The 21369-nt window shown below is 58.1% G+C and carries 20 protein-coding genes; 2 read left to right on the forward strand and 18 right to left on the reverse strand.

Going from position 1 to position 21369, the window contains the following annotated elements:
* Window positions 1–107 precede the first annotated feature (107 nt).
* From murD to ABJN86_RS12160, 12 genes are all read right to left on the reverse strand, one after another.
* Entirely contained in the window at window positions 108–1511 is a 1404-nt protein-coding gene (murD, locus tag ABJN86_RS12105) for a UDP-N-acetylmuramoyl-L-alanine--D-glutamate ligase (RefSeq protein ID WP_348367435.1), read from the reverse strand.
* On the reverse strand, window positions 1508–1843 hold the full coding sequence (locus tag ABJN86_RS12110; RefSeq protein WP_348367436.1) for a hypothetical protein: 336 nt from the start codon (window positions 1841–1843) through the stop codon (window positions 1508–1510). The genes murD and ABJN86_RS12110 overlap by 4 nt, the downstream gene beginning before the upstream one ends.
* 3 nt (window positions 1844–1846) lie before the next feature.
* Window positions 1847–2503 (reverse strand): SDR family NAD(P)-dependent oxidoreductase, encoded by a 657-nt coding sequence (locus ABJN86_RS12115; protein WP_348367437.1) that lies wholly within the window; start codon window positions 2501–2503, stop codon window positions 1847–1849.
* On the reverse strand, window positions 2500–3585 hold the full coding sequence (gene mraY / locus ABJN86_RS12120; protein WP_348367438.1) for a phospho-N-acetylmuramoyl-pentapeptide-transferase: 1086 nt from the start codon (window positions 3583–3585) through the stop codon (window positions 2500–2502). Before mraY ends, ABJN86_RS12115 begins: the two co-directional genes overlap by 4 nt.
* Before the next feature lie 15 nt (window positions 3586–3600).
* Window positions 3601–5007, reverse strand: a complete 1407-nt coding sequence (gene murF / locus ABJN86_RS12125; protein ID WP_348367440.1) for a UDP-N-acetylmuramoyl-tripeptide--D-alanyl-D-alanine ligase — start codon at window positions 5005–5007, stop codon at window positions 3601–3603.
* Entirely contained in the window at window positions 5004–6485 is a 1482-nt protein-coding gene (locus ABJN86_RS12130) for a UDP-N-acetylmuramoyl-L-alanyl-D-glutamate--2,6-diaminopimelate ligase (RefSeq protein ID WP_348367442.1), read from the reverse strand. Before ABJN86_RS12130 ends, murF begins: the two co-directional genes overlap by 4 nt.
* Window positions 6486–6525: 40 nt before the next feature.
* Window positions 6526–8310: a penicillin-binding protein 2 gene (locus ABJN86_RS12135; protein ID WP_348367444.1), complete on the reverse strand. Its 1785-nt coding sequence runs from the start codon at window positions 8308–8310 to the stop codon at window positions 6526–6528.
* Window positions 8307–8681 (reverse strand): cell division protein FtsL, encoded by a 375-nt coding sequence (locus tag ABJN86_RS12140; protein WP_348367446.1) that lies wholly within the window; start codon window positions 8679–8681, stop codon window positions 8307–8309. The genes ABJN86_RS12135 and ABJN86_RS12140 overlap by 4 nt, the downstream gene beginning before the upstream one ends.
* Window positions 8681–9670 carry a 16S rRNA (cytosine(1402)-N(4))-methyltransferase RsmH gene (gene rsmH, locus ABJN86_RS12145; protein WP_348367447.1) on the reverse strand — a complete coding sequence of 330 codons (990 nt, stop codon included), beginning with the start codon at window positions 9668–9670 and terminating at the stop codon, window positions 8681–8683. The genes ABJN86_RS12140 and rsmH overlap by 1 nt, the downstream gene beginning before the upstream one ends.
* Before the next feature lie 3 nt (window positions 9671–9673).
* Window positions 9674–10186 carry a division/cell wall cluster transcriptional repressor MraZ gene (gene mraZ, locus ABJN86_RS12150; protein ID WP_348367448.1) on the reverse strand — a complete coding sequence of 171 codons (513 nt, stop codon included), beginning with the start codon at window positions 10184–10186 and terminating at the stop codon, window positions 9674–9676.
* A 599-nt stretch (window positions 10187–10785) separates the two neighbouring features.
* Entirely contained in the window at window positions 10786–11226 is a 441-nt protein-coding gene (locus tag ABJN86_RS12155; protein WP_348367450.1) for a glyoxalase superfamily protein, read from the reverse strand.
* A 178-nt stretch (window positions 11227–11404) separates the two neighbouring features.
* A complete protein-coding gene (locus ABJN86_RS12160; protein WP_348367451.1) occupies window positions 11405–12463 on the reverse strand; it encodes an Mrp/NBP35 family ATP-binding protein in 1059 nt (352 codons plus the stop codon).
* 338 nt (window positions 12464–12801) lie between these two features.
* On the opposite strand from ABJN86_RS12160, the gene ABJN86_RS12165 reads away from it, so the two are divergent.
* The gene (locus tag ABJN86_RS12165) at window positions 12802–13014 is read left to right on the forward strand and encodes a DUF1127 domain-containing protein (protein ID WP_348367453.1); all 213 of its coding nucleotides are present in this window, start codon (window positions 12802–12804) and stop codon (window positions 13012–13014) included.
* 231 nt (window positions 13015–13245) lie between these two features.
* Here ABJN86_RS12165 and ABJN86_RS12170 read toward each other — a convergent pair whose 3' ends face one another.
* Window positions 13246–13698 carry an Lrp/AsnC family transcriptional regulator gene (locus ABJN86_RS12170; RefSeq protein WP_348367455.1) on the reverse strand — a complete coding sequence of 151 codons (453 nt, stop codon included), beginning with the start codon at window positions 13696–13698 and terminating at the stop codon, window positions 13246–13248.
* Window positions 13699–13771: 73 nt separating this feature from the next.
* Between ABJN86_RS12170 and ABJN86_RS12175 the strand changes: the two genes are divergently transcribed.
* Window positions 13772–14368: a LysE family translocator gene (locus tag ABJN86_RS12175; RefSeq protein WP_348367457.1), complete on the forward strand. Its 597-nt coding sequence runs from the start codon at window positions 13772–13774 to the stop codon at window positions 14366–14368.
* Here the strand turns inward: ABJN86_RS12175 and ABJN86_RS12180 are convergent.
* The 5 genes from ABJN86_RS12180 to betB form a co-directional block, all read right to left on the reverse strand.
* Entirely contained in the window at window positions 14365–16752 is a 2388-nt protein-coding gene (locus tag ABJN86_RS12180) for a UvrD-helicase domain-containing protein (RefSeq protein WP_348367458.1), read from the reverse strand. The two genes, ABJN86_RS12175 and ABJN86_RS12180, sit on opposite strands and share 4 nt — an antisense overlap.
* Before the next feature lie 84 nt (window positions 16753–16836).
* Window positions 16837–17373, reverse strand: a complete 537-nt coding sequence (locus ABJN86_RS12185) for a peptide-methionine (R)-S-oxide reductase (protein ID WP_348367459.1) — start codon at window positions 17371–17373, stop codon at window positions 16837–16839.
* Between the two features lie 113 nt (window positions 17374–17486).
* On the reverse strand, window positions 17487–17807 hold the full coding sequence (locus ABJN86_RS12190; protein ID WP_348367461.1) for a hypothetical protein: 321 nt from the start codon (window positions 17805–17807) through the stop codon (window positions 17487–17489).
* 427 nt (window positions 17808–18234) lie between these two features.
* Window positions 18235–19893, reverse strand: coding sequence for a choline dehydrogenase (gene betA, locus ABJN86_RS12195; RefSeq protein WP_348367462.1), 1659 nt, complete (start codon window positions 19891–19893; stop codon window positions 18235–18237).
* Window positions 19894–21351 carry a betaine-aldehyde dehydrogenase gene (betB, locus tag ABJN86_RS12200; protein ID WP_348367676.1) on the reverse strand — a complete coding sequence of 486 codons (1458 nt, stop codon included), beginning with the start codon at window positions 21349–21351 and terminating at the stop codon, window positions 19894–19896. It lies immediately after the preceding gene.
* Between the last annotated feature and the right edge of the window lie 18 nt (window positions 21352–21369).

Raw genomic sequence — 21369 nt, forward strand, 5'->3', positions numbered from 1 at the left:
GGTAGCATCCATCATTCAGCGTCCGAAAGCAGCCATTGGCCCAACGGCAGCGCATTCACCCTTCGTCCGCACCTCAGACATTGCCCCCATATTGCGAGCAAGTTGCCTTACTCTGCCATCACACCCTCAACCTGCGCGATGAAATCGTCGCCGCGTTTCTCGAAGCTGTCGTATTGGTCGAAACTGGCGCAGGCTGGGGCCAGAAGGACCGTGTCACCTGCCTCGGCATCTGCGGCGGCGTGAGAGACGGCACTGGCCATATCGGTGCAGACCTCATGGGGCAAATCGCCCAGCTGCATGGCGAAACTCGCGGCCTCGCGGCCAATCACATAGGCCTTGGTGACGCCGCCCACATGGGGCAAGAGCGCATCCAAGCCGCCCTCCTTCTCCAACCCGCCACAAATCCAGCGGATGTTGGTGAAGGCCTGCAACGCCTTCGCGGCGCTATCCACGTTGGTGGCCTTGCTGTCGTTGACGAATTTCACGCCATCCACCTCGCCCACCAATTGGGAGCGATGCGGCAAGCCTGCGAAACTGTGGAACGCCGCCTCGATCACACGTGGAGCGAGGCCCGCCGTGCGGCAAGCCGCATAGGCCGCACATGCGTTTTGGTGGTTATGCGCGCCCGGTAGCCCCCCAATTTTGCGCAGATCAATCGAGGCCATCTGCTTGCCCTTGCGCCACTCCGCAAGGAAGCCCTTCTTGGCAAAGACATTCCACCCATCGCCCGTCAGCTTGCGCCCAGAAGAGACGCGGATCACGCGGTCATCTGTGGCACTGCCACCCATTTGGTTCGCCAGATACAAGCCTTCGTCCTCGTCCACACCGATGATGCAACGGTCCGGCCCGCCCTCGGAAAACAGTCGACGCTTGGCCGCGAAATAACCGCCCAGACCGTCGTGGCGATCCAGATGATCGGGGCTAAGGTTGGTGAACACCGCCACATCGGGCGTGAGGGATCGGGCAAGGTCGGTTTGGTAGCTAGAGAGTTCCAACACGACGACCTCGCCGTCGATGGCGGGATCGATATCCAGCACCCCGCGCCCGATGTTGCCCGCAAGCTGAGTTGGGCGTTGGGCGTGCTCGAAGATATGGTGGATCAGGGCGGAGGTCGTGGATTTGCCGTTCGATCCGGTCACGGCGATGACCTTCGGCATGCGCTCGAAATTGTCCCACTCGGATGTCGCGAAGGAGCGGAAGAACAAAGAGATATCGTTGTCGACAGGCACCCCAGCCTCCCACGCGGCGCGGATGACCTTGTTGGGGGAGGGATAGAGATGCGGGATACCGGGCGAGACGATAAGCGTGGTCACGCCGTCAAGCGCGCCCTGCTTGCCCAGATCGCGGATGGTGAAGCCTTCGGATACGGCAGCCTCGCGGGCAGTCTCGTTGTCGTCCCAGACGACGACGTTCGCCTTGCCAGTCCGCAGTGCGCGCGCAGCAGATAAGCCGGAACGCCCGAGGCCCAATACGGCGACAGTTGCGCCCGAAAACCCCTGAACGGGGATCATGTGGCGGGCCCTTTCAGATCGTCAGTCGCGTAGTAAGCCCCGTTGAAATGCAGCTCTAGCGAGAAGGCGCAGGCTTGATCGATCATGGCCTTCAGCCCTGAAGACAGATCATTCAGCAAGGCGTTCATGAACTCCGCATCGCGATGCGCCTTGGGCAGCACGGTGATGTTGATGATAACATGGGTGTGGCGGTAATCCTCGATGCGGTAAGCGCGGGATTTGACCGCGCCCGCCCCGCTATCGTGGTTGCTGATTGTGGTCTCGATCAGGCCCATCATGGCCTGTGTATCAAGGTTCATATCCGCACTATATTTGATTTCAGCGTGAGGCATTTGCTACCACTCCATTGGTTTCTTATCGCGGAAAAATCCGCCTGTTGGTCCGTCAGCGTCCAAAGTGGCGAGCCAGATTGCCGTTTTCGCAGCCTCTTCGGGGGACCGTGTCGCCCCCTCCCCACCCATTCGGGTTTGCACCCATCCTGGACACATTGCGTTGATCTTAATTGTATCGGGAAGTTCCTGACTGGCCCGTAGAGTCAACGCGTTCAAGGCAGCCTTTGCCACCGCATAACCGCCACCACCACCGAAGCCCTCTTTGAAACTGCCCCAATCGGAGGACAGGTTCACGATACGCCCGTAACCCCTATCGCGCATGCCGGATGCGGCGGCGCGGATAAGCTCATAAGGGGCGTTGAGCATGATTTGCAGGGACCGCGCGAAATTCGTGCCCTCGTCCAACAATGCGACCTCCTCAAGGATGCCCGCGTTGTTGACCAGCACATCCACGTCAGGAAGCCACACCTTCGCTGCGTTGATCGAGGCAGTATCGTTGAGGTCTAGGTGTTTGAAATCGACCCCCAACTCATCCGCCACCTGACGCCCGCCTTTGGCGTCCCGCGCACCTATGACTACCTTTAGCCCTGCGTCACGCAGCCCCATCGCGATGGCCTTACCGACCCCGCGATTGCCGCCAGTGACGAGAGCCGTTTTCATCGTACCTTCAAGGTCGCAAGGCCGATCATTGCGAGGATCAGCGAGATGATCCAGAAACGGATCACGATTTGCGGCTCGGCCCAGCCCTTCTTCTCGAAGTGGTGATGAATTGGCGCCATCAAGAAGACCCGTTTGCCGGTTTTCTTGAAGTACAGCACTTGGATGATCACCGACATGGTCTCAACCACGAACAAGCCGCCAACGATGGCCATAACCAACTCGTGCTTAGTCAGCACCGCAACCGTGCCAAGCCCGCCGCCCAAGGCCAAAGACCCCGTGTCGCCCATGAAGACCGCAGCCGGCGGGGCGTTATACCAAAGAAAGCCAAGCCCGCCGCCGATGAGGCCCGCCATGAAGATCAACAGCTCGCCCGTGCCCGGCACATAGTGCAGGCCAAGATAGTCGGTGAAGTCGACGCGGCCCACAGCGTAAGCAATCACGCCCATAGTCGCCGCAGCAATCATCACCGGCATGATGGCCAACCCATCAAGGCCGTCCGTGAGATTGACCGAGTTCGCGGCCCCCACAATCACGATCATTGCGAAGGGAATGAACATGAAGCCCAAGTTAACAAGAGTGTCCTTGTAGACCGGCAAAGCCAATTGATTGACCAAGCTGTCAGGATGCAAAGTCGTCGCGAAATAGCCCGCGATCCCCGCGATGATGAACCCAAGGATCAGCCGGATGCGCGCAGAAAGGCCCGCGTGGGAATTGGAGGTCACCTTCGCATAGTCATCCACAAAACCGATAGCGCCAAAGCCAATGGTCACCAAAAGCACGATCCAAACAAAGCCGTTATCAAGCCGCGCCCACATCAGCGTGGACAAGATCAGCGCGCCCAAGATCAGCACCCCGCCCATGGTTGGCGTGCCTTGCTTGGTCAGGATGTGGCTTTCCGGGCCGTCATCGCGAATGGGTTGGCCATTGCGTTGCTTGCGCTTGAGCAAGTTGATCAAGGGCTGACCAAACATGAAGCCAAAAATCAGCGCTGTGAAGAACGCCCCACCTGCACGAAAAGTGATATAACGAAACAGGTTAAAGATATCGCCGCCATCTGAGAATGCGGTGAGCCAATACAACATGTAGCGGTGTCCCTCTTATTTATTAGCTACGGCTTGGCCCAAATTTTCGATGGCGTCAACGATCAGAGCCATTTTCATCGATAAAGATCCCTTTGCCATGACCACATCGCCCGCGCGGACCAAAGCCAAGGGGCTATCCGCCAGCTCGGCACTTGTCGCGGCCCAAAGGCCCTGCTTGGAGGCGGGAAGCGCGTCATAAAGATGCTTCATCAACGGGCCTACGCAATGGACCTGCCCGATGTCATCCATCGCTGGGTGAGTTGCAAAACCAGCATGCAGTTCGTTTTCCGTAGCACCCAGTTCTTTCATATCGCCAAGAATAGCCACGCGGCGGCCCGCATCATCGGGCGGCGAGGCCGAGGCCAGCACATCCAACGCCGCGCCAACGGACGCGGGGTTGGCGTTATACGCGTCATCAAACAGGTCGATCCCCTGCTCCGGCATTTGCGCATCAAGGTGAATAAACTTGCGCTGGCCGCGGCCCGAGGGCGGTGCCCACTTGCTCAATTCAATCGCCGCACGGCCCAGATCTGCACCCGCAGCAACAGCAGCGGCCAGACAAGCCAGACCGTTCATCGCGAAGTGCCTGCCCGGAGCGCCAAGCTTGAATATCAATGGTGTGCCGTCATGGCTTGCGCGGCATACGGTGGAGGCATCGCCAGAGGTGGCCTCAACCAGATGCCAGTCGGCATTTTCCGCCTCGCCAAAAGTCTCTCGCTTGGGGGGCGCTTTGGACAGCAACAACTCGGTTGTCGGCAAATCGGCGTTGATGACCGCCGCGCCGCCGTCCTCTAGGCCCTCAAAGATCGCGGCCTTCTCAAAGGCGATTTCTTCGACGTTTGCGAAGGCTTCCAAATGCGCAGGTGCGACGATGGTGATCATCGCCACATGTGGGCGGGCCATTTTGGCGAGCGGCGCTATCTCGCCGGGGTGATTCATGCCGATCTCGATCACCGCGAAATCCGTGTCGCGTGGCATCCGCGCCAAGGTCAGGGGCACGCCCCAGTGGTTGTTGTAGCTTTTCTCAGCTGCATGCACCGCACCTTGTCCAGCAAGCGCCGTGCGCAACATTTCCTTGGTAGAGGTTTTCCCGACAGAGCCAGTGACACCGATCACGCGAGCATCCGTGCGGGCGCGTGCAGCGCGTCCCAAGGCCTCAAGCCCCGTTAAAACATCGTCAACAACCAGCAAAGGAGCGTCCGCAGGCACGCCATCGGGAATGCGGGACACCAAAGCGCAGCCTGCGCCTTTCTCAAGCGCTTGGGCCACGAAGTCATGCCCATCGCGGATGTCCTTGAGGGCCACGAACATATCGCCTGCCTCTAGCGTGCGCGTATCAATTGAGACGCCTGTGGCCTCCCAACCGGTGGCAGATGTGCCGCCTGTGGCAACGACCGCCTCGTCAGATGTCCAGAGCGTCATAGCAATTCCTCCAGCGCGGCGACGGCCACGCTTGCTTGTTCCACATCATCAAAGGGCAGCACATCGTCGCCAACTATCTGACCTGTCTCATGGCCCTTACCAGCAATCAGGAGCGTATCTCCTGCGCCGAGCGCGTCAATGCCGCGCAAAATGGCCTCCGCGCGGTCGCCCACTTCGGTGGCATTTGGCACAGCTTCCATGATCGCGGCGCGAATGGCTGCCGGCTCTTCGGAGCGTGGATTATCATCGGTCACGAAGACCACATCCGCATGCTCGCGCGCAGCCGCCCCCATGAGCGGGCGCTTGCCCGTGTCGCGGTCCCCGCCTGCGCCAAAGACCACCACAAGGCGACCCATCACATGCGGGCGCATGGCTTTGAGGGCCGTGGCAAGCGCGTCCGGCGTATGGGCGTAATCGACAAACACCGCCGCACCATTGGCGCGGGTTGCAGCCTTTTGCATTCGGCCACGCACGGTTGTCAGCATTGGCAAGGTTTGGAACACGTCCTCGGGCTTGGCCCCTGCCCCGATAGCCAAACCAGCGGCGACCATGACGTTGGAGGCTTGGAAGCCGCCGATCAGATCAAGGCGGGCTTGGTGCACATCCCCGTTGAAGGAGAAGCGCAGGTCTTGGCCAGTTGCGTCAAATCGTTGGCCAAGGAGTTGTAGGTCGCAGCTATCGCCGCCCCCGACGCGTAACAAACGATGCCCGCGTTCATTGGCGATGGCGGCCATATCGGCCCCTTTGGGATCATCCATGTTGATCACCGCCACACCGTCCTGCGCCAACACGCGGCGGAACAGGCCCGCCTTGGCGTTGAAGTACTCGTGGAAGGTGGCGTGGTAGTCGAGGTGGTCTTGGGTGAAGTTCGTGAAAGCAGCGGCGATCAGGTGAACCCCGTCGAGACGGCGTTGTTCTAGCCCGTGGGAAGACGCCTCCATCGCTGCGTGGGTGATGCCTTGGCCGGCCATTTCGGACAAAAGCTTATGTAGCGTGATCGGCTCTGGCGTGGTGTGGGTCATGGGGGCGGTGAATGCGCCCTCGACACCGGCGGTGCCGAAGTTCACGGCATCCAGCCCCATTTCCAGCCAAATTTGACGGGTAAAGCTGGCCACGGAGGTTTTGCCGTTGGTGCCCGTAACCGCCACCATAGAGCTGGGCTGCGCACCGTACCAAAGGGCGGCTGCGTAGGACAATGCTTGGCGCGGGTCTTCTGTGACGATGAGCGCCGCACCGGAGGCGGCGATTTCTTCGGCGGCGATGTCCGCGCCCTTGAGGTCGGTCAGGATCGCGCCTGCCTCCATGCGCAAGGCGTATTGGATGAACTCCGCGCCGTGGACGTTTGAGCCGGGCAATGCCGCGAACAAATGCCCGGGCTTCACAAGGCGGCTGTCCACCGACAGGCCTGTAACTTCAGCCTCGGCCCCACCTTGAGCGGTGAGCCCCAATTCATTCAGGCTTGCGCGTGTGCGTGCCATATTGCCCCTCGGATTGGTCTCGCCCCAAGAGGTTCGAGACCTAGCGGGACGCTGTGTTTACAACTCGGCTTAATTCACCGCGATCAAGCGCTGGCCGCAAGCCCAAAAGGGGTGCGGTGCGACGGATCATTTCAGCGGCCACCGGAACAGCGGTCCAACCTGCCGTGCGGCGCGGCTTTTTGCCGGAGTTTTCGGATGGCTCATCCAAGGTGACGATCAGCACGTATTTAGGGTCACTCATCGGGAAGGCAGACGCGAATGTCGCAATGACCTTATCCTTATGGTAGCCGCCGCGACGCTTCGGCTTATCTGCGGTGCCGGTCTTGCCGCCAACCTCGTAGCCCTCAACACGTGCGAAAGACGCAGTGCCGCGTTGCACGACTTGGCGCAGCATGGAGCGTGCTTGCGCAGATGTGCGCTCTGAGATGACGCGTGGGCCTTTCTCAATGCCCTCTTGCTTCAGCAACGTGGGCTTCACAAGTGTGCCGCCGTTCACCATTGTCGAATAGGCGGCGGCAAGATGCAGTGGGCTGGCGGCCATGCCGTGGCCGTAGGAGACTGTCATCGTGTGAATGTCGGCCCAACGTTTTGGCAACAAAGGCTTAGCGCCGGGGGCTTCGACCAGCTCTACCGGAGTAGGCTCAAAGAAACCGAGCGAGTTGAGGAATTCCTTTTGACGTTTCGCGCCGATGTCCAGCGCCATCCGCGCCGTGCCGATGTTGGACGACTTCACGATAATATCCGTCACGCTCAGGGCTGGGCCATAGTCGTGGAAGTCGCGAATTCTGTGGCGGCCTTTTTGCATTGGGCCTTTGGTGTTGATCATGGTGTTTGGATTGACCAATCCAACTTCCAATGCTTGCGCGGCTGCGAAAATCTTGAAGGTTGAGCCAAGCTCATACACGCCTTGAACCGCACGGTTGAAGAGCGGGCTGTCAGACGGGTCGCCCTTGATCAGACCATTGGGGCGAGTGTTGGGGTCGAAGTCCGGCAAGGAGATCATCGAGACGACCTCGCCTGTGTGCACATCCATCAAAATGCTGGTCGCACCTTTGGCGTTCATCAGCTTCATGCCGCCCTCAAGCACCTGACGCGAGGCCGCTTGGATCGTCATGTCGAGAGACAGACGAAGAGGTGCGCCGTCCATAGCTGGGTCGCGCAGGAATTCGTCGAAAGACTTCTCAACGCCGGCGGTGCCGATTACTTCAGCCGAATGAACACCTTCGCGCCCGAAGCTCGCACCACCTAGAACGTGAGCTGCGAGTTTGCCATTAGGATAGAGGCGCATTTCGCGTGGCCCAAACAACAGGCCTGGATCGCCAATTTCGTGCACGGCTTGCAGCTGCTCTGGGCTAAGTTTTTTCTTGATCCAAAGGAACTTACGCGAACCAGTGAAATCTTTTTTCAAGCGCTCCAGATCGAGATCGGGGAAGATGGCGACCAGCTCATTGGCGGCGCGTTCCGGTTCGATCATCAGATGAGGTTGGGCGTAAAGGGAATTTGTGATCAGATTAGTCGCTAGAACACGGCCATTTCGATCAACAATATCAGAGCGTTGCGCCACAATCTTAGCGCCAGACGCGGAGGCCTGAGGCTCCACTGCCTCGGTCGAGGCCAATTCTGTCATACGTGCGCCGACAAGCATGAAGGCAATAACGAAAAACACGCCCACAAACAGCAGACGGCTTTCAGCACGTTGGCGCATCTTGTCGCGCATTTCCTCATGACGGGCGCGAATGTTGTCGCGCTCGATCTTATCTGGGTTTTCGCCCTTCTGTCTTGCATGCAGAATTCGCGCCAAGGGGCGCAGCGGGGTGCGGATCATGGATATTGCTCTCCGTCCTCAGCCAGATAGTTGCCGCGCACATCGACGGCACCGTTTAGATCGTTAGGGTCGAATTCGACTTCCGGCCCCTTGAAGGTCACTTGGGCCACATCGCCAAATTGGTCCGGCGTAATCGGTAGCAACTCCAAGTCAGGGAAGTTCAAATCTGCCAAATCGCGCAGGCGCTCTGGGCGGTTCAAGTAAGCCCATTCAGCGGCCAATACCGACATGGTTTCGCGCGAAGACCCGATTTCACTTTGCAACGCGGAGGCCGTGCGAAGCGCATCTTGTGTCTCGTAATTCTCGTAATAGGCCCAGTATCCAAGCCCCATGACCGCAAGGGCCGACACTGTATAAAATAGTCCACGCATTACAAAAGCTCCTGTCCTGTCAGTTTCGGAAGGCCCAATCCGGCCCGCCCCTTGTCTGCAGCGGGGGCGTCGGTACGCCGTCCCACTCTGAGTTTGGCCGAGCGCGAACGCGGGTTAAGCGCCAGCTCGTCCTTGTCAGCCGTCACCGCTTTGCGGGTGATCAGCTCAAATGTCGGCGCGTCGACCTGTTGTTCAGGTGCGTAGCGCGACCCCCCGCCGGTTTTACCAGCGCGGGCTTGGAGGTATTTCTTCACGATGCGATCTTCCAGAGAATGAAAGGTCACAACGGCCAACTCGCCGCCCGGCTTCAAGGCGCGCTCCGCGGCCTCTAACCCACTTATGAGTTGACCAAATTCGTCATTCACCGCGATGCGCAATGCTTGAAAGCTGCGGGTCGCGGGATGGCTTTTACTTGGGTTACCTTGGGGCAAAACGCTCTCGATCACCTCGACCAGTTTGGCCGTTGTGGTGATGGGACGTGCAGCAATTATCGCTTTGGCGATGCGGCGTGAGGCGCGTTCTTCGCCGTATTGAAACAGAATGTCGGCCAGCAAGACCTCGGAGCCATCATTGACCAGATCAGCGGCACTTAGCCCTTCCTGACCCATGCGCATATCCAGCGGGCCGTCGCGCAGGAAGGAGAAGCCGCGCTCGGCCTGATCTAGCTGCATGGAGGAGACGCCAAGATCCAAGACCACGCCGTCAACTAATTCGCCAGCAAGTTCGTCCAGTTCGGAGAATGTGCCGCGCTTCAACGTCAGGTTCGGGTAATTCGCCGCCCAATCTGCCGCCATCTCAAACACCAGCGGGTCACGGTCAATCGCAATGACACTCGCACCTTTATCAAGGAATGCCTTGGTATAGCCGCCAGCGCCAAAGGTGCCATCGACCCAAACGCCTTGCGGCGCTACATTGTCCAAGATTGCATCAATAAGAACCGGCAGGTGCGGCGCATCGGGGTTTGTTTCACGCGGCACTTTAGTAGACATCAGCTACTCCGCGGCGGATGGCTCTGGTGCCATCTCCAGCAATTCGAGCGGATCAAAGTCCTCGCCCTGCTCTTCGAGCCAGTCTTCGATGTCAGAATTGCGATCATCGAAGGCATCTGGTGCCCAAATTTGGAACGTATCGCCCATGGCCACGAATTTAGCCTCGCCTGTGATGCCGATCTTCTCACGCAGCTTGGCGGGAAGAACCAAACGACCGGTGTCGTCAGTTTGCGTAGGCAAGGATTGCGAGTTGAAGATGTGCTCCAGCGCGCGACGCTGCTTGGAGCCACGCGGCAAACGTGCGATTTTATCGTCGACTTCTTGAATGGCCTCTAGGGTGTAGGCCTCAAGGTAATTTTGATTTTTGCCGCCGTACACAATGACGACGTTGGGATTCAGACCATCGGTCCAATCGGGGTCAGAGGCTTCCAGAACACGGCGAAACAGGGCTGGGATTGAGACCCTGCCCTTGCTGTCCACTTTATGGACGCCTTCACCTCTGAACCGTTGTGCCACTGTCCGCGCCACCTTTCTAACTTTCGGGTCCTAAAACGGAAAACGGCAAGTTGATCTGCTGCCACTGATCAACTCGCCGCCCTCGTTCCCGTTTAGGGAGGTGTTTGACCCGCGCCACCTGGGGGGATGTCTGCTCGCGCAGGGTCAAACGTCGTTAGATAAAGTCGGTGCCTGTATGAAACCTTTTGGTCGCCTTGGGGTTCTTAGTTGCCCCTTGTTTTTTAGTTGCCGTCTCTATCGTGAGAACTTTGTGCCATGGGACCATATGGTAATCAATGGGTTTTTACGGGACAGGATGGGAATGAGTGTTCCCCACGTCACTCTCCACCTTGAAATAGGTGTAATATTTGGCTCAATTTGTAACGTGGGCGTGAGCACCTACTAAATGTAGTGGTTCAAATTTTTTGAGGTTTTTCCCATAAATTCCCACGAAATTCGGCTTTTTAGGTAAAATCCCATGCAACGCCCATGAAATCCCATCCGAATCACCCCCTTTTGAGCCCATTTTGATTCGCGGCGCAAGTTATCCACAGCCCAAACGGCGAAAAGCCGCGTGAAGTCGCCCTCACACGGCTTTTCAACCCTCAACGACTTAGTCGCTAACTTTGGAGCACCAGATGCGGCACCCCGTCAGAGCGCTTACCCACGCTCACCCCGTGACTATCCACCGTGGCATTGATGCGCTGGCGGTAAGACGAGAAGCTTTGGAACGTCACGACGTCCACGGCCTCGTCCAGATGCAGGGACATACGGAACCGCCCACCCGCAATCGCGGTCAGCGACAAGATGCGCCCAGAGCAAGGCTGGTCCAGATAGCGCCCCCGCACAAAGTCCCCCACTGCCCAAGGCGGGCGGTGATTGGACATGGCCGAGGCGTGGGCCTGTAGAGTGTTCCAGTCACGCAGCCCCATTTGCTGGGCCAAAAGCTCTAGCGACTGAGAATGAGAGACGGGCGTGTTCATAACGGCAAGCTGCGATCGCAATCGCTTGGCTTGAGCCTTCAGGTCGTCAACCGAAGGCATTGGGTCGGGAAGTGTCATTTGATCATCCATTACAAGATGACGCGAAGTCGGTTTGATGGGGCCCGCATTGCCATCACCCTGCGCGTCAGTTGCAGATGTGATCGTGGTCGATGCAGAATTTCACCAATGACAAAGCCAAGCGGGCGGCGGGCATTCTGCAGCCCTACCGCCTGTTAAGCCACCTAGAGGGCTTGGGTCAAGCCATGCCGCCTTTGACCAACCCCTCAGCCAGCTTGGCATAGGCTTGCGCCACGGGGCCATCACCGGCCGCGATAGGTGTGCCGCTGTCGCCCGCAAGGCGCACATCTATATCAAGTGGTATTTCGCCAAGGAATGGCAGGCCCAACTTCGCCGCATCTTCCTTCACGCCGCCATGTCCAAAGATATGCGCCTCATGTCCGCATTTGGGGCAGACATACATAGACATGTTCTCCACCAAACCCAGCACGGGGGTCTTCAGCGTGTTGAACATATCAATTGCCTTGCGCGCATCCAGCAGCGCCACGTCTTGTGGGGTGGACACCACGATGGCCCCTGACAGTTCGGACTTCGTGCAAAGAGTGAGCTGCACGTCACCCGTGCCCGGCGGCAGGTCAACAATCAGCACGTCCAGCTCGCCCCACTCCACCTGCCCCAGCATTTGTTGCAACGCCCCCATTAACATAGGGCCACGCCAAACGACGGCCTTGTCGGGGTCCATCATCAGGCCAATCGACATCATCGTTACCCCATGCGCCTTGAGCGGGATGATGGTTTTGCCGTCCGGTGACGCAGGGCGTTTGTTAACCCCCATCATACGTGGCTGGGAGGGGCCGTATATATCGGCGTCCAGCAGCCCCACACGGCGGCCCTGCTTAGCCAGCGCTACAGCCAGGTTCGACGATAGGGTCGACTTGCCCACACCCCCTTTACCGGAGGCCACCGCCAGAATACGGGCCACGCCTATGGGCTTGGTTGGGCCGGCTTGGGGTTCGGGGTGCTTACCTACCTTTAACGATGGGGGCTTTTTGTCGGAATGCGCCGTCAACAGTACGGAGGCGCTTTGAACGCCGTCCATGCGCTCTACTATTTGTTGCGCGGCGGCGCGCAGCGGCTCGAGGTGTTTTGCAATCTCCGGAGCGGCCTCGATCACGAAGCGCACATTGCCCCCGTCCACCGCCATGGCGCGCACCATATCCTTTGCGACGACATCTTCGCCGTCCGGCAACTTCAGTACACGAAGGGCTTCAAGTATTGCGTCGCGTGTCACAGTCATCAGAGCGTCCTAATATAGATGTGTTGTCGTTAGTCACTAAGTGAGCGTCCGCGACTGTAAGAGCAACCCCCAAGCTTTCAACAGATGAATTGTTTTAAGGCCTCAAACCGCCCCCAGAACGGCCAACCGTTACCTCGATCGAAGAAAGCTCACGAATCCGTGAGGAATTCACTGGCCTAAAGCAAACAAAACAAGAGGTTAAGCCATGCATTTTCTGCATGGCGGCATTGTTAACGTGTCTCTTGTTGCAGCGCAGCATTTAGCTAAATTGAAATCAACAGAGGCGAACAAGTCAAATAGATGACAGCACGCTCTCACAGTAACGAAGGAAAATGGACATGGCTTTTACTACTAGCATCCGCACCGCGCCGACATTCCTTGAAGGCCTGGTGGCATACAAAAACGAATTGGCTGAGCGCCGCGCAAAGAACCGCGTATTCCGCGAAACTTTGAACGAGCTGCAAGCCCTGAGCGGTCGTGAATTGGCTGACCTTGGCATGAGCCGCGGCAGCATCAAAGCAGTCGCATATGAGGCAGCTTACGGCAAATAAGTTTACGTTCTCAGCTTTCCTCCTCCCTTAAGCTGAGTTCGTTCTAGTGGCGGCACCTTCCTCCTCCCTTAGGTGCCGCCGCTGACCAGATCGGTACAGCTTCACCTCCTCCCGAGGCTGGCCCGTTACCCGGCAATGACCTACCTCCTCCCAGGTCGGCGCCACACATAAAAACGGTGATGCACCTCCTCCCGCGTCACCGTTTTTTTGTGCCTGAATGTCAGTTGAAGTTTAGGCGCGATCGTCCTTGGGGGACCCCATCACCACATATGACGTGATCGAGCTCACCGCATCTAGCGCCCCAAGAACATCCGTGTGGAACACCTTATAGGCCGCAAGGTCAGCGCATTCGACGCGCAGCAGGTATTCAATGGTGCCAGTTATGTTGTGGCATTCCACCACCTGCGGGCTTCGCGAGATCGAGCGCTCAAACGCCTCCTGCGACGCCTTGGAATGATCCGACAATCCCACCCCCACGTAAGCCGCGAAACCCGTCCCAAGCTGGGTGCGATCCAACACCGCGCGATACCCTTGGATAACACCGCGACGCTCAAGGTCTTGGACACGGCGCAAGCATGCGGAGGGCGACAAACCCACGCGGTCCGCCAAATCCAGATTACTGATCCGGCCGTCGCGGCTCAACTCGCGCAATATCTTTTCGTTTATCTGATCCATAACGCTCATTAATTGTGAATTAATCCAGCATGCAACTCAAAACGCAACTTAAATTCGCTATACAGAGACTAAATTCACCAGCATGACATATGATTTACTGACCGCCCTGATCCTATTTGCCTTTGTATCCTCCGCCACGCCGGGGCCAAACAACCTGATGCTGATGGCCTCCGGCGCCAATTTCGGCTTTCGCCGCAGCGTCCCCCACATGTTGGGCATTTCCATCGGCTTTTGCTTAATGATCTTCTTGGTCGGCATCGGGTTGATCCAAGTTTTTGACCTATACCCTGTGAGCCACCTCATCTTGAAGGTCGCCTCGATCAGCTACATGTCATGGCTTGCGTGGAAGATCGCAAATGCCGCCGCCCCGAAAGATGGCAAGGCAGACGGAACCCCGATGACGTTCACACAAGCCGCAGCTTTTCAATGGGTAAACCCAAAGGCTTGGGCTATGGCTTTAACGGCAATCACACTTTACGCACCGGACCGATCCATGTTCGCGGTTGCCATGGTCGCGTTGGTTTTCGGCCTTGTGAATGCGCCGTCGGTCTCGATCTGGACAGTGTTAGGGCAGCAATTGCGCCGGTTGTTGACCAACAACTCCCGCCTTCGCATCTTTAACTTTACGATGGCAGCCTTGCTGATTGCTTCCCTCTACCCCCTCGTCGTACAGGCCTAGAACGGCACGTCGCCAGCACTATCGGCCGAGACCAAGAATTTACCGACAACCTTCTTGTCGCCCGACTTGTCAAACGACACGTCTAGCTTGTCCCCCTCCGCGGCCATGATCTCGCCGTAGCCAAACTTTTGGTGGAACACGCGGTCACCCACGGTAAAGGACGACACCGCTTGCGCGTCAATGGTCACGCCGCCCGACGCGCCTGCGCGTGGTGTACTGCGGTTGGACTGGCGTTCCTGCAAGCGACGCCATCCCGGTGAGTTGTAAACATTAGCTTTGGCCGCCGCCTCGTGCAGATCACTGCCACCGAGCGCATCAAGCATATCGCCAGCTGACCCCGCCTGATGGCCGTAAATACCCGGAGGCGTCAGCACGTCGACGTGGCGCTCCGGCAGCTCGTCGATGAACCGCGACGGCAATGCGTTTTGCCACTGGCCATAGACACGGCGGTTGCCCGCAAAAGAGATCGTGCAAAGCTTTTCCGCCCGCGTGATGCCGACATAGGCAAGGCGGCGCTCTTCCTCCAAGCCTTTGACACCAGATTCGTCCATGGAGCGTTGCGACGGGAACAAGCCATCCTCCCACCCCGGCAAGAACACAGCGGGGAATTCCAACCCTTTGGCCCCGTGCAAAGTCATGATGGAGACCTTTTCGGTGGAATCCTCAGAATCATTATCCATGACAAGGGCGATGTGCTCCAAGAACCCTTGCAGATTCTCGAATTGCTCCAACGCTTTGACCAGTTCTTTGAGGTTATCAAGACGACCGGGTGCCTCGGGAGTTTTGTCGTTTTGCCACATGTCGGTGTAGCCGGATTCCTCCAGCGCCATTTCGGCCACCTCAATATGAGACATATCGCCGATACGCGCGGCATCCCCCCAACGGTCCAACCCTTCGACCAATTTGGCCAGCTCTTTGGCGCCTTTTCCGCCCAAGCCCTTCGCCTCGAGCAACAGCTTCGCGCCGTCAAGCAAGGACACGCCATTGCTGCGGGCCATAATTTGGATTTTCTGCACGGCTTTATCACCAAGCCCGCGTTTGGGCGTGTTCACGATTCTCTCAAAAGCAAGATCATCGCTGGGGCTGGTGATCAGGCGGAAGTAGGCCATGGCATCGCGGATTTCCAAGCGCTCGTAGAAGCGCGGACCGCCGATGACGCGGTATGGCAGCCCGATGCTTAGGAAGCGGTCCTCAAAGCTGCGCATTTGGTGGGATGCGCGCACGAGGATAGCCATTTGGTTGAGGCCGATGGGGTCCATCCCGCGTGTGCCGCTTTGCATGGATTCGATTTCATCACCGATCCAGCGCGCCTCTTCCTCACCGTCCCAATGGCCGATCAAACGCACCTTCTCGCCGCCCTTAGCCTCGGTAAACAAGGTCTTACCCAAGCGGCCCTTGTTGCCCGCGATCACGCCGGAGGCGGCCCCCAGGATATGTTCGGTTGAGCGGTAGTTTTGTTCCAATCGTACAGTTTTTGCGCCCTCGAAGTCCTTCTCAAAGCGCAAAATGTTGCCGACCTCAGCCCCGCGCCACCCGTAGATTGATTGGTCATCGTCCCCGACGCAGCAGATATTCTTATGAGACGCCGCAAGCAGACGCAGCCACATATATTGCGCGACGTTGGTATCTTGGTATTCGTCCACCAAAATATAGCGGAACCAGCGTTGGTATTGTTCCAGCACATCGGGGTGGTTTTGGAAGATGGTGACCATATGCAACAGCAAGTCGCCAAAGTCGCAGGCGTTCAGCGTGCGCAGGCGTTCTTGGTACTGGGCATAGAGCTTTGGCCCTTTGTTGTCATAGGCCCCAGCCTCCGAGGTGGGTACGGCATCGGGCGTCCATGCGCGGTTCTTCCAGCTATCAATAACGCCGGCCAGCAGACGTGCGGGCCAGCGCTTGTCGTCTACCCCTTCCGCCACGATCAACTGCTTGAGAAGGCGAATTTGATCGTCTGTGTCGAGGATAGTGAAATTCGATTTAAGCCCAACCAATTCGGCATGGCGACGCAGCTGCTTCACACAAATAGAGTGGAAGGTTCCTAGCCAAGGCACGCCCTCGACCGCCTCGCCAAGCAGCCCTGCCACGCGGTTTTTCATCTCGCGAGCGGCCTTATTTGTAAAGGTCACGGCCAGAATTTCATTGGGGCGCGCGCTGCCGGTGGTCAACAGGTGCGCAATGCGCGACGTCAGCGCCTTGGTCTTGCCAGTGCCAGCCCCCGCCAACATCAAAACGGGACCATCTAAGGTCTCCACGGCCTCGCGTTGCGCGGGGTTTAGTCCATCTAAATAGGGGGCGGCCCGTGCTCCCATTGCAGCGCCCATGGCGCGTTGGGACAAGGGAAGGCTTGCGGCCTCGAAGGCGTCTTCGTCGTTAAAACTACTCATGCCAACTAGGATAGCGTGTAGCAGCGCGCAGGGAAAGAGGTGTTCTCACTTCGTTCTGCGCGTTGCCACTTATTCGTATGCGCCTTAGGCGACTTCTGGTTTAAAGTCCAAAGCAGCGCCGTTGATGCAGTGCTTCATCCCACCAGCAACGATCACAAGGTGACCCGCGTGGCTGCCGCAGCGACGGCAGTGCAGCTCGATCAAAGCGGCATCTTCGGCCATCGCACCGTATTGCGGAACTTGACCGTCAATCGCAGTCAAAAGCGTGTCAGGCTCGGAGTGATAAAAGAACACCCAACCCTTGTCCAAAACCACCTTCTGGGTGCCTTCATAGAGCTTCAGGTCACACCCTTTACAGTGGTAGCTGCCTTTGCCAGTTTCTTCCCATAAAGGGCTGGACTTCGGTGCCTCTGTGAAACCCTCGCGCATGATGGCGTAGCTTTGCTCGCCCAACAGCTCGTACCATTCGTCTGTCGTGCGCGTAACTTCGTAAACGAAATCCGAAGCGCTGCCTGCTTCGACACTTGCGGCAGCAGGTGCCGCGATCGTTGTCAGAGCAGCAGCGCTAGTGCTTGCAAAAAAGCCACGGCGGGTGAGGCTGATATTTGTTGTATTGGACATAGGAGAGCCTTTCGTTGGGGAAAACCTAGCACCTGTGACTAACAGGGTATTAGAGGAAAAACGGGCGGGCACCGTCTCCGAAGCCCGCCCGAAAAATCTTCGTGTAAGGCGGCTTAGTTGCCTGCAGCAGCCCGTACAGTTTCGGACGCCATTTCGGCAGCGGAGTTGCTGTCGCCGAACAATTTAGCGTTCTTCAGGATGCGTTGACGACCGATGGTGTCAGCTTCGAAGAAGGTTTTACGCTCAGCAGCGCTCATGTTGCCAAGAGCCAAACGTACACGGGCAGTCGTAACATCGCCCATGGAAGTTTCGCGGATGATTGTTTCAGCAGCAGATGCGTTGCTCATTGCGAACAGTTCAGCAGCAGATGTGTCTGCGAAAGAAGGTGCGGCAAAAGCCAATGTAGCTGCGGTAGCGGCAAGGATAGTTTTCATGATCATCGTCTCCAGTTTAATCAAGTATTCGGCCCAGATCGATCTAAGCTAGAATTTTTATGTCACGCTTCGCTTGATATGTCACGTGCCCCATGAGCACTCCGATCACAAGCGTTGTCCAGAAGACATTATCGGAACAATCGCCAATATGACAATGACGGTTGTTCACCTTTCCGTGCAGGCTAATCCCCCTACGTTCAAAAGCCTGTAAGCACTTGAACCCCCAGCCTGAATCTGGCGCAAAAACGATTCATTCACAAAAACGTGAGATTGCCAGTTTGCTAAACCTACACGCGCGCTGCGGTATCCTTCGGCAAAAAGCGCAGTGCCTGTGAAACATATGTCGTTGCTGCAACCTCAATCGATCCAAGCCTACCCCGTCAGATCACAAACCAAGCGCTGCGGGCGCATCCACACAATGCCCCCCTTAACGTTGCTGAGAGCGCCAATCAGGGTGGAACCACGGCTTCGCGGTATCTTTGGCCAAGGGATCAAGCCCAAGAATATGATCCGCCGCCTTTTCCCCCACCATGATAGACGGCGCATTCAGGTTGCCGTTGGTAATGCGCGGGAAGATCGAGCTGTCCGCAAGGCGCAGGCCGTCCACTCCGATCACGCGGCACTCAGGATCCACCACGGCCATCGCATCGTTCCGGCGCCCCATGCGCGCCGTGCCGCAAGGGTGGTAGGCACTTTCTGCATGCTCCGCGATGAAGGCGTCGATCTGCTCGTCGCTGTCCACCGTATTGCCGGGTTGAATTTCGTGGCGCGAAAACTCTGCAAAGGCCTCTTGCCCAAAAATTTCACGGGTGAGGCGCACACATTTGCGGAATTCCTCCCAATCGTCGGGATGGGACATATAGTTAAATTCGATCTTGGGCGCGTCCGCAGGATCACTTGAGCGCAACGTCACCTGCCCTCGCGACTTGGAGCGCATTGGGCCGACGTGGGCTTGATACCCGTGCCCCTCTGCCGCCGCCTGCCCGTCGTAGCGAACCGCAATGGGGAGGAAGTGGAACTGGATGTCTGGGTAGCGCACCCCTGCTGCTGATCGAATGAAGCCGCCGGATTCGAACTGGTTCGACGCCCCAAGCCCCAGCTTTGCCAGCAGCCATTGCGTCCCGACCCAACCTTTGCCCGGAATGTTCCAATAGCGGTACAGGCTGACCGGCTTGGACGCGGCCATTTGCAGGTAGATTTCCAAGTGATCTTGCAAGTTCTGCCCCACGCCCGGGCGGTCCGCCACAACGTCGATCCCGTGGTCACGCAAATGCTGCGCAGGGCCAATGCCAGATAACATCAAAAGCTTGGGGCTGTTGATGGAGGACGCCGCGAGGATGACCTCCTTGCCTGCCTCAATCACCTCCGTCTTGCCTGCGCGCAGGACTTCAACCCCCGTGGCGCGACCATCCTTTATGACCACTTTTTGCGCCAAGGCCTGAACCAATGTGCAATTTTCGCGCTTCAATGCGGGGCGCAGGTAGGCGTTCGCCGCCGACCAACGTCGCCCGTTTTTGATTGTCGCATCGAAAGGCCCCACGCCCTCTTGCTGCTCGCCGTTGTAATCCGGTGTGACGTGGTAGCCCGCCTGCTGCCCTGCTTTGATAAAAGCTTTGGTGAGCGGATTTTTTCCAGGCCCACGGGTGACCGCCAATGGACCTTTGCGACCCCGCCATGAGGCATCCCCGCCGCGCCCACCAGAGCGCCAGTTTTCCATACGTTTGTAGTAGGGAAGCACATCAGCATAGGACCAACCATCCGCCCCCTGCTCCGCCCAATGGTCAAAGTCGCCAGCGTGGCCGCGCACATAGACCATGCCGTTGATCGACGACGATCCGCCCACGACCTTGCCACGCGGGGTGACCAGCTCGCGGTTTTGCAAATTCGGCTCCGGCTCGGACTTATAGCCCCAGTCGTAGCGCGACATGTTCATCGGGTAGCTCAGCGCGCCGGGCATTTGAATGAACGGCCCCCAATCGGTGCCCCCGTGCTCGATCACCAACACGGACTTCCCAGCCTCGGCCAATCGGTAGGCCATAGCGCAGCCCGCAGAGCCCGCACCAACGATGACGTAATCCGCTTTCATTTAGAACTGCGCCTCTACTGGTGTCATCGCCACATAGACGGTCTTCACTTCCGAGTAGTGGTTGATCGCTTCTTTGGAGTTCTCACGCCCAACGCCGGATGCCTTGGACCCACCGAAGGGTGCCTCTACTGGGGCAAGGTTGTAGGTATTGATGTAGCACGTTCCCGCCTCAAACCCCGCAACCACACGGTGCGCACGGGTTATGTCACTGGTGAACACGCCTGCCGCCAGACCAAATTCGGTGTCATTGGCCCGCGCCATGACCTCTTCTTCCGTCTCAAAGTCGAAGACCGCCATGACGGGGCCGAAGATTTCTTCGCGCGCGATGGTCATGTCGTCCGTGACATCCGAGAACACCGTGGGCTCAAGGAAGTATCCGTCGCGCGCCGCCTTGTTGCCACCTGCAAACAGCGTCGCGCCCTCGGTCTTGCCCTTTTCGATATAGCCCAAGACGATGTTCATCTGATCGGCGGACACCATAGGCCCGTAGTTCGTCGCCTCATCCATCGGGTCGCCCATGACGACACCTTCCAAGCGCTCGCTCAAGCGTTTCAGGAACGCCGCCTTGATGCTTTTATGCACGAACACCCGCGTGCCATTGGAACAGACCTGCCCCGAGGAATAGAAGTTGCCAAGGATCGCACCTGAGACGGCGTTGTCGATGTCGGCGTCCTCAAACACAAGGATCGGGGACTTGCCGCCCAACTCCATGGTCACATGCTTCATGCTTGCGGCGGCGGCGGCGTAGACCTTTTGACCCGTTGGCACGGATCCTGTTAGCGACACCTTCGCCACACGTGGGTCGCTCACCAAAGATGCCCCCACCGCGCCGCGACCTTGAACCACGTTATATACGCCAGCGGGAAGGCCCGCCTCATGCAGGATTTCCGCCACCTTCAAGGCGCTGAGCGGCGTCGTCTCGGACGGCTTGAACACCATCGAGTTGCCACACGCCAAAGCCGGCGCCCCTTTCCAGCACGCAATCTGTGTTGGATAGTTCCACGCCCCGATGCCAACACAGACGCCCAATGCCTCGCGGATGGTGTAGACCCAGTCTTGGCCGAGCTGGATATGCTCGCCGGTCAACGTCGCCGCCAAACCGCCGAAATATTCCAATGCATCCGCGCCGGAGGTCGCATCCGCCACCAACGTTTCTTGCAACGGCTTGCCAGTGTCCAATGTTTCCAACACCGACAGCTCACGGTTGCGATCGCGGATGATGTCGGCCGCGCGGCGCAAAATGCGGCCCCGTTCCGTTCCCGTCATCGCCGCCCAGATTTTCTGGCCCGTTTTGGCAGCCGCCAAGGCCTGATCCACGATAGCGGGCGTGGCCTCGTGAACCGTGGCGATCACCTCGCCCGTAGCGGGGTAGATGCATTCAATCGGTGCGCCGGAGGTGTCTTCGACGTATTCACCGTTGATGAAGTGGCTGGCGGTGGGTTGGGCATTTTGCATGATGTATGGCTCCGGCAGGGT

The sequence above is a fragment of the Litoreibacter sp. genome (genome assembly GCF_039974535.1).
Lineage (GTDB): Bacteria > Pseudomonadota > Alphaproteobacteria > Rhodobacterales > Rhodobacteraceae > Litoreibacter.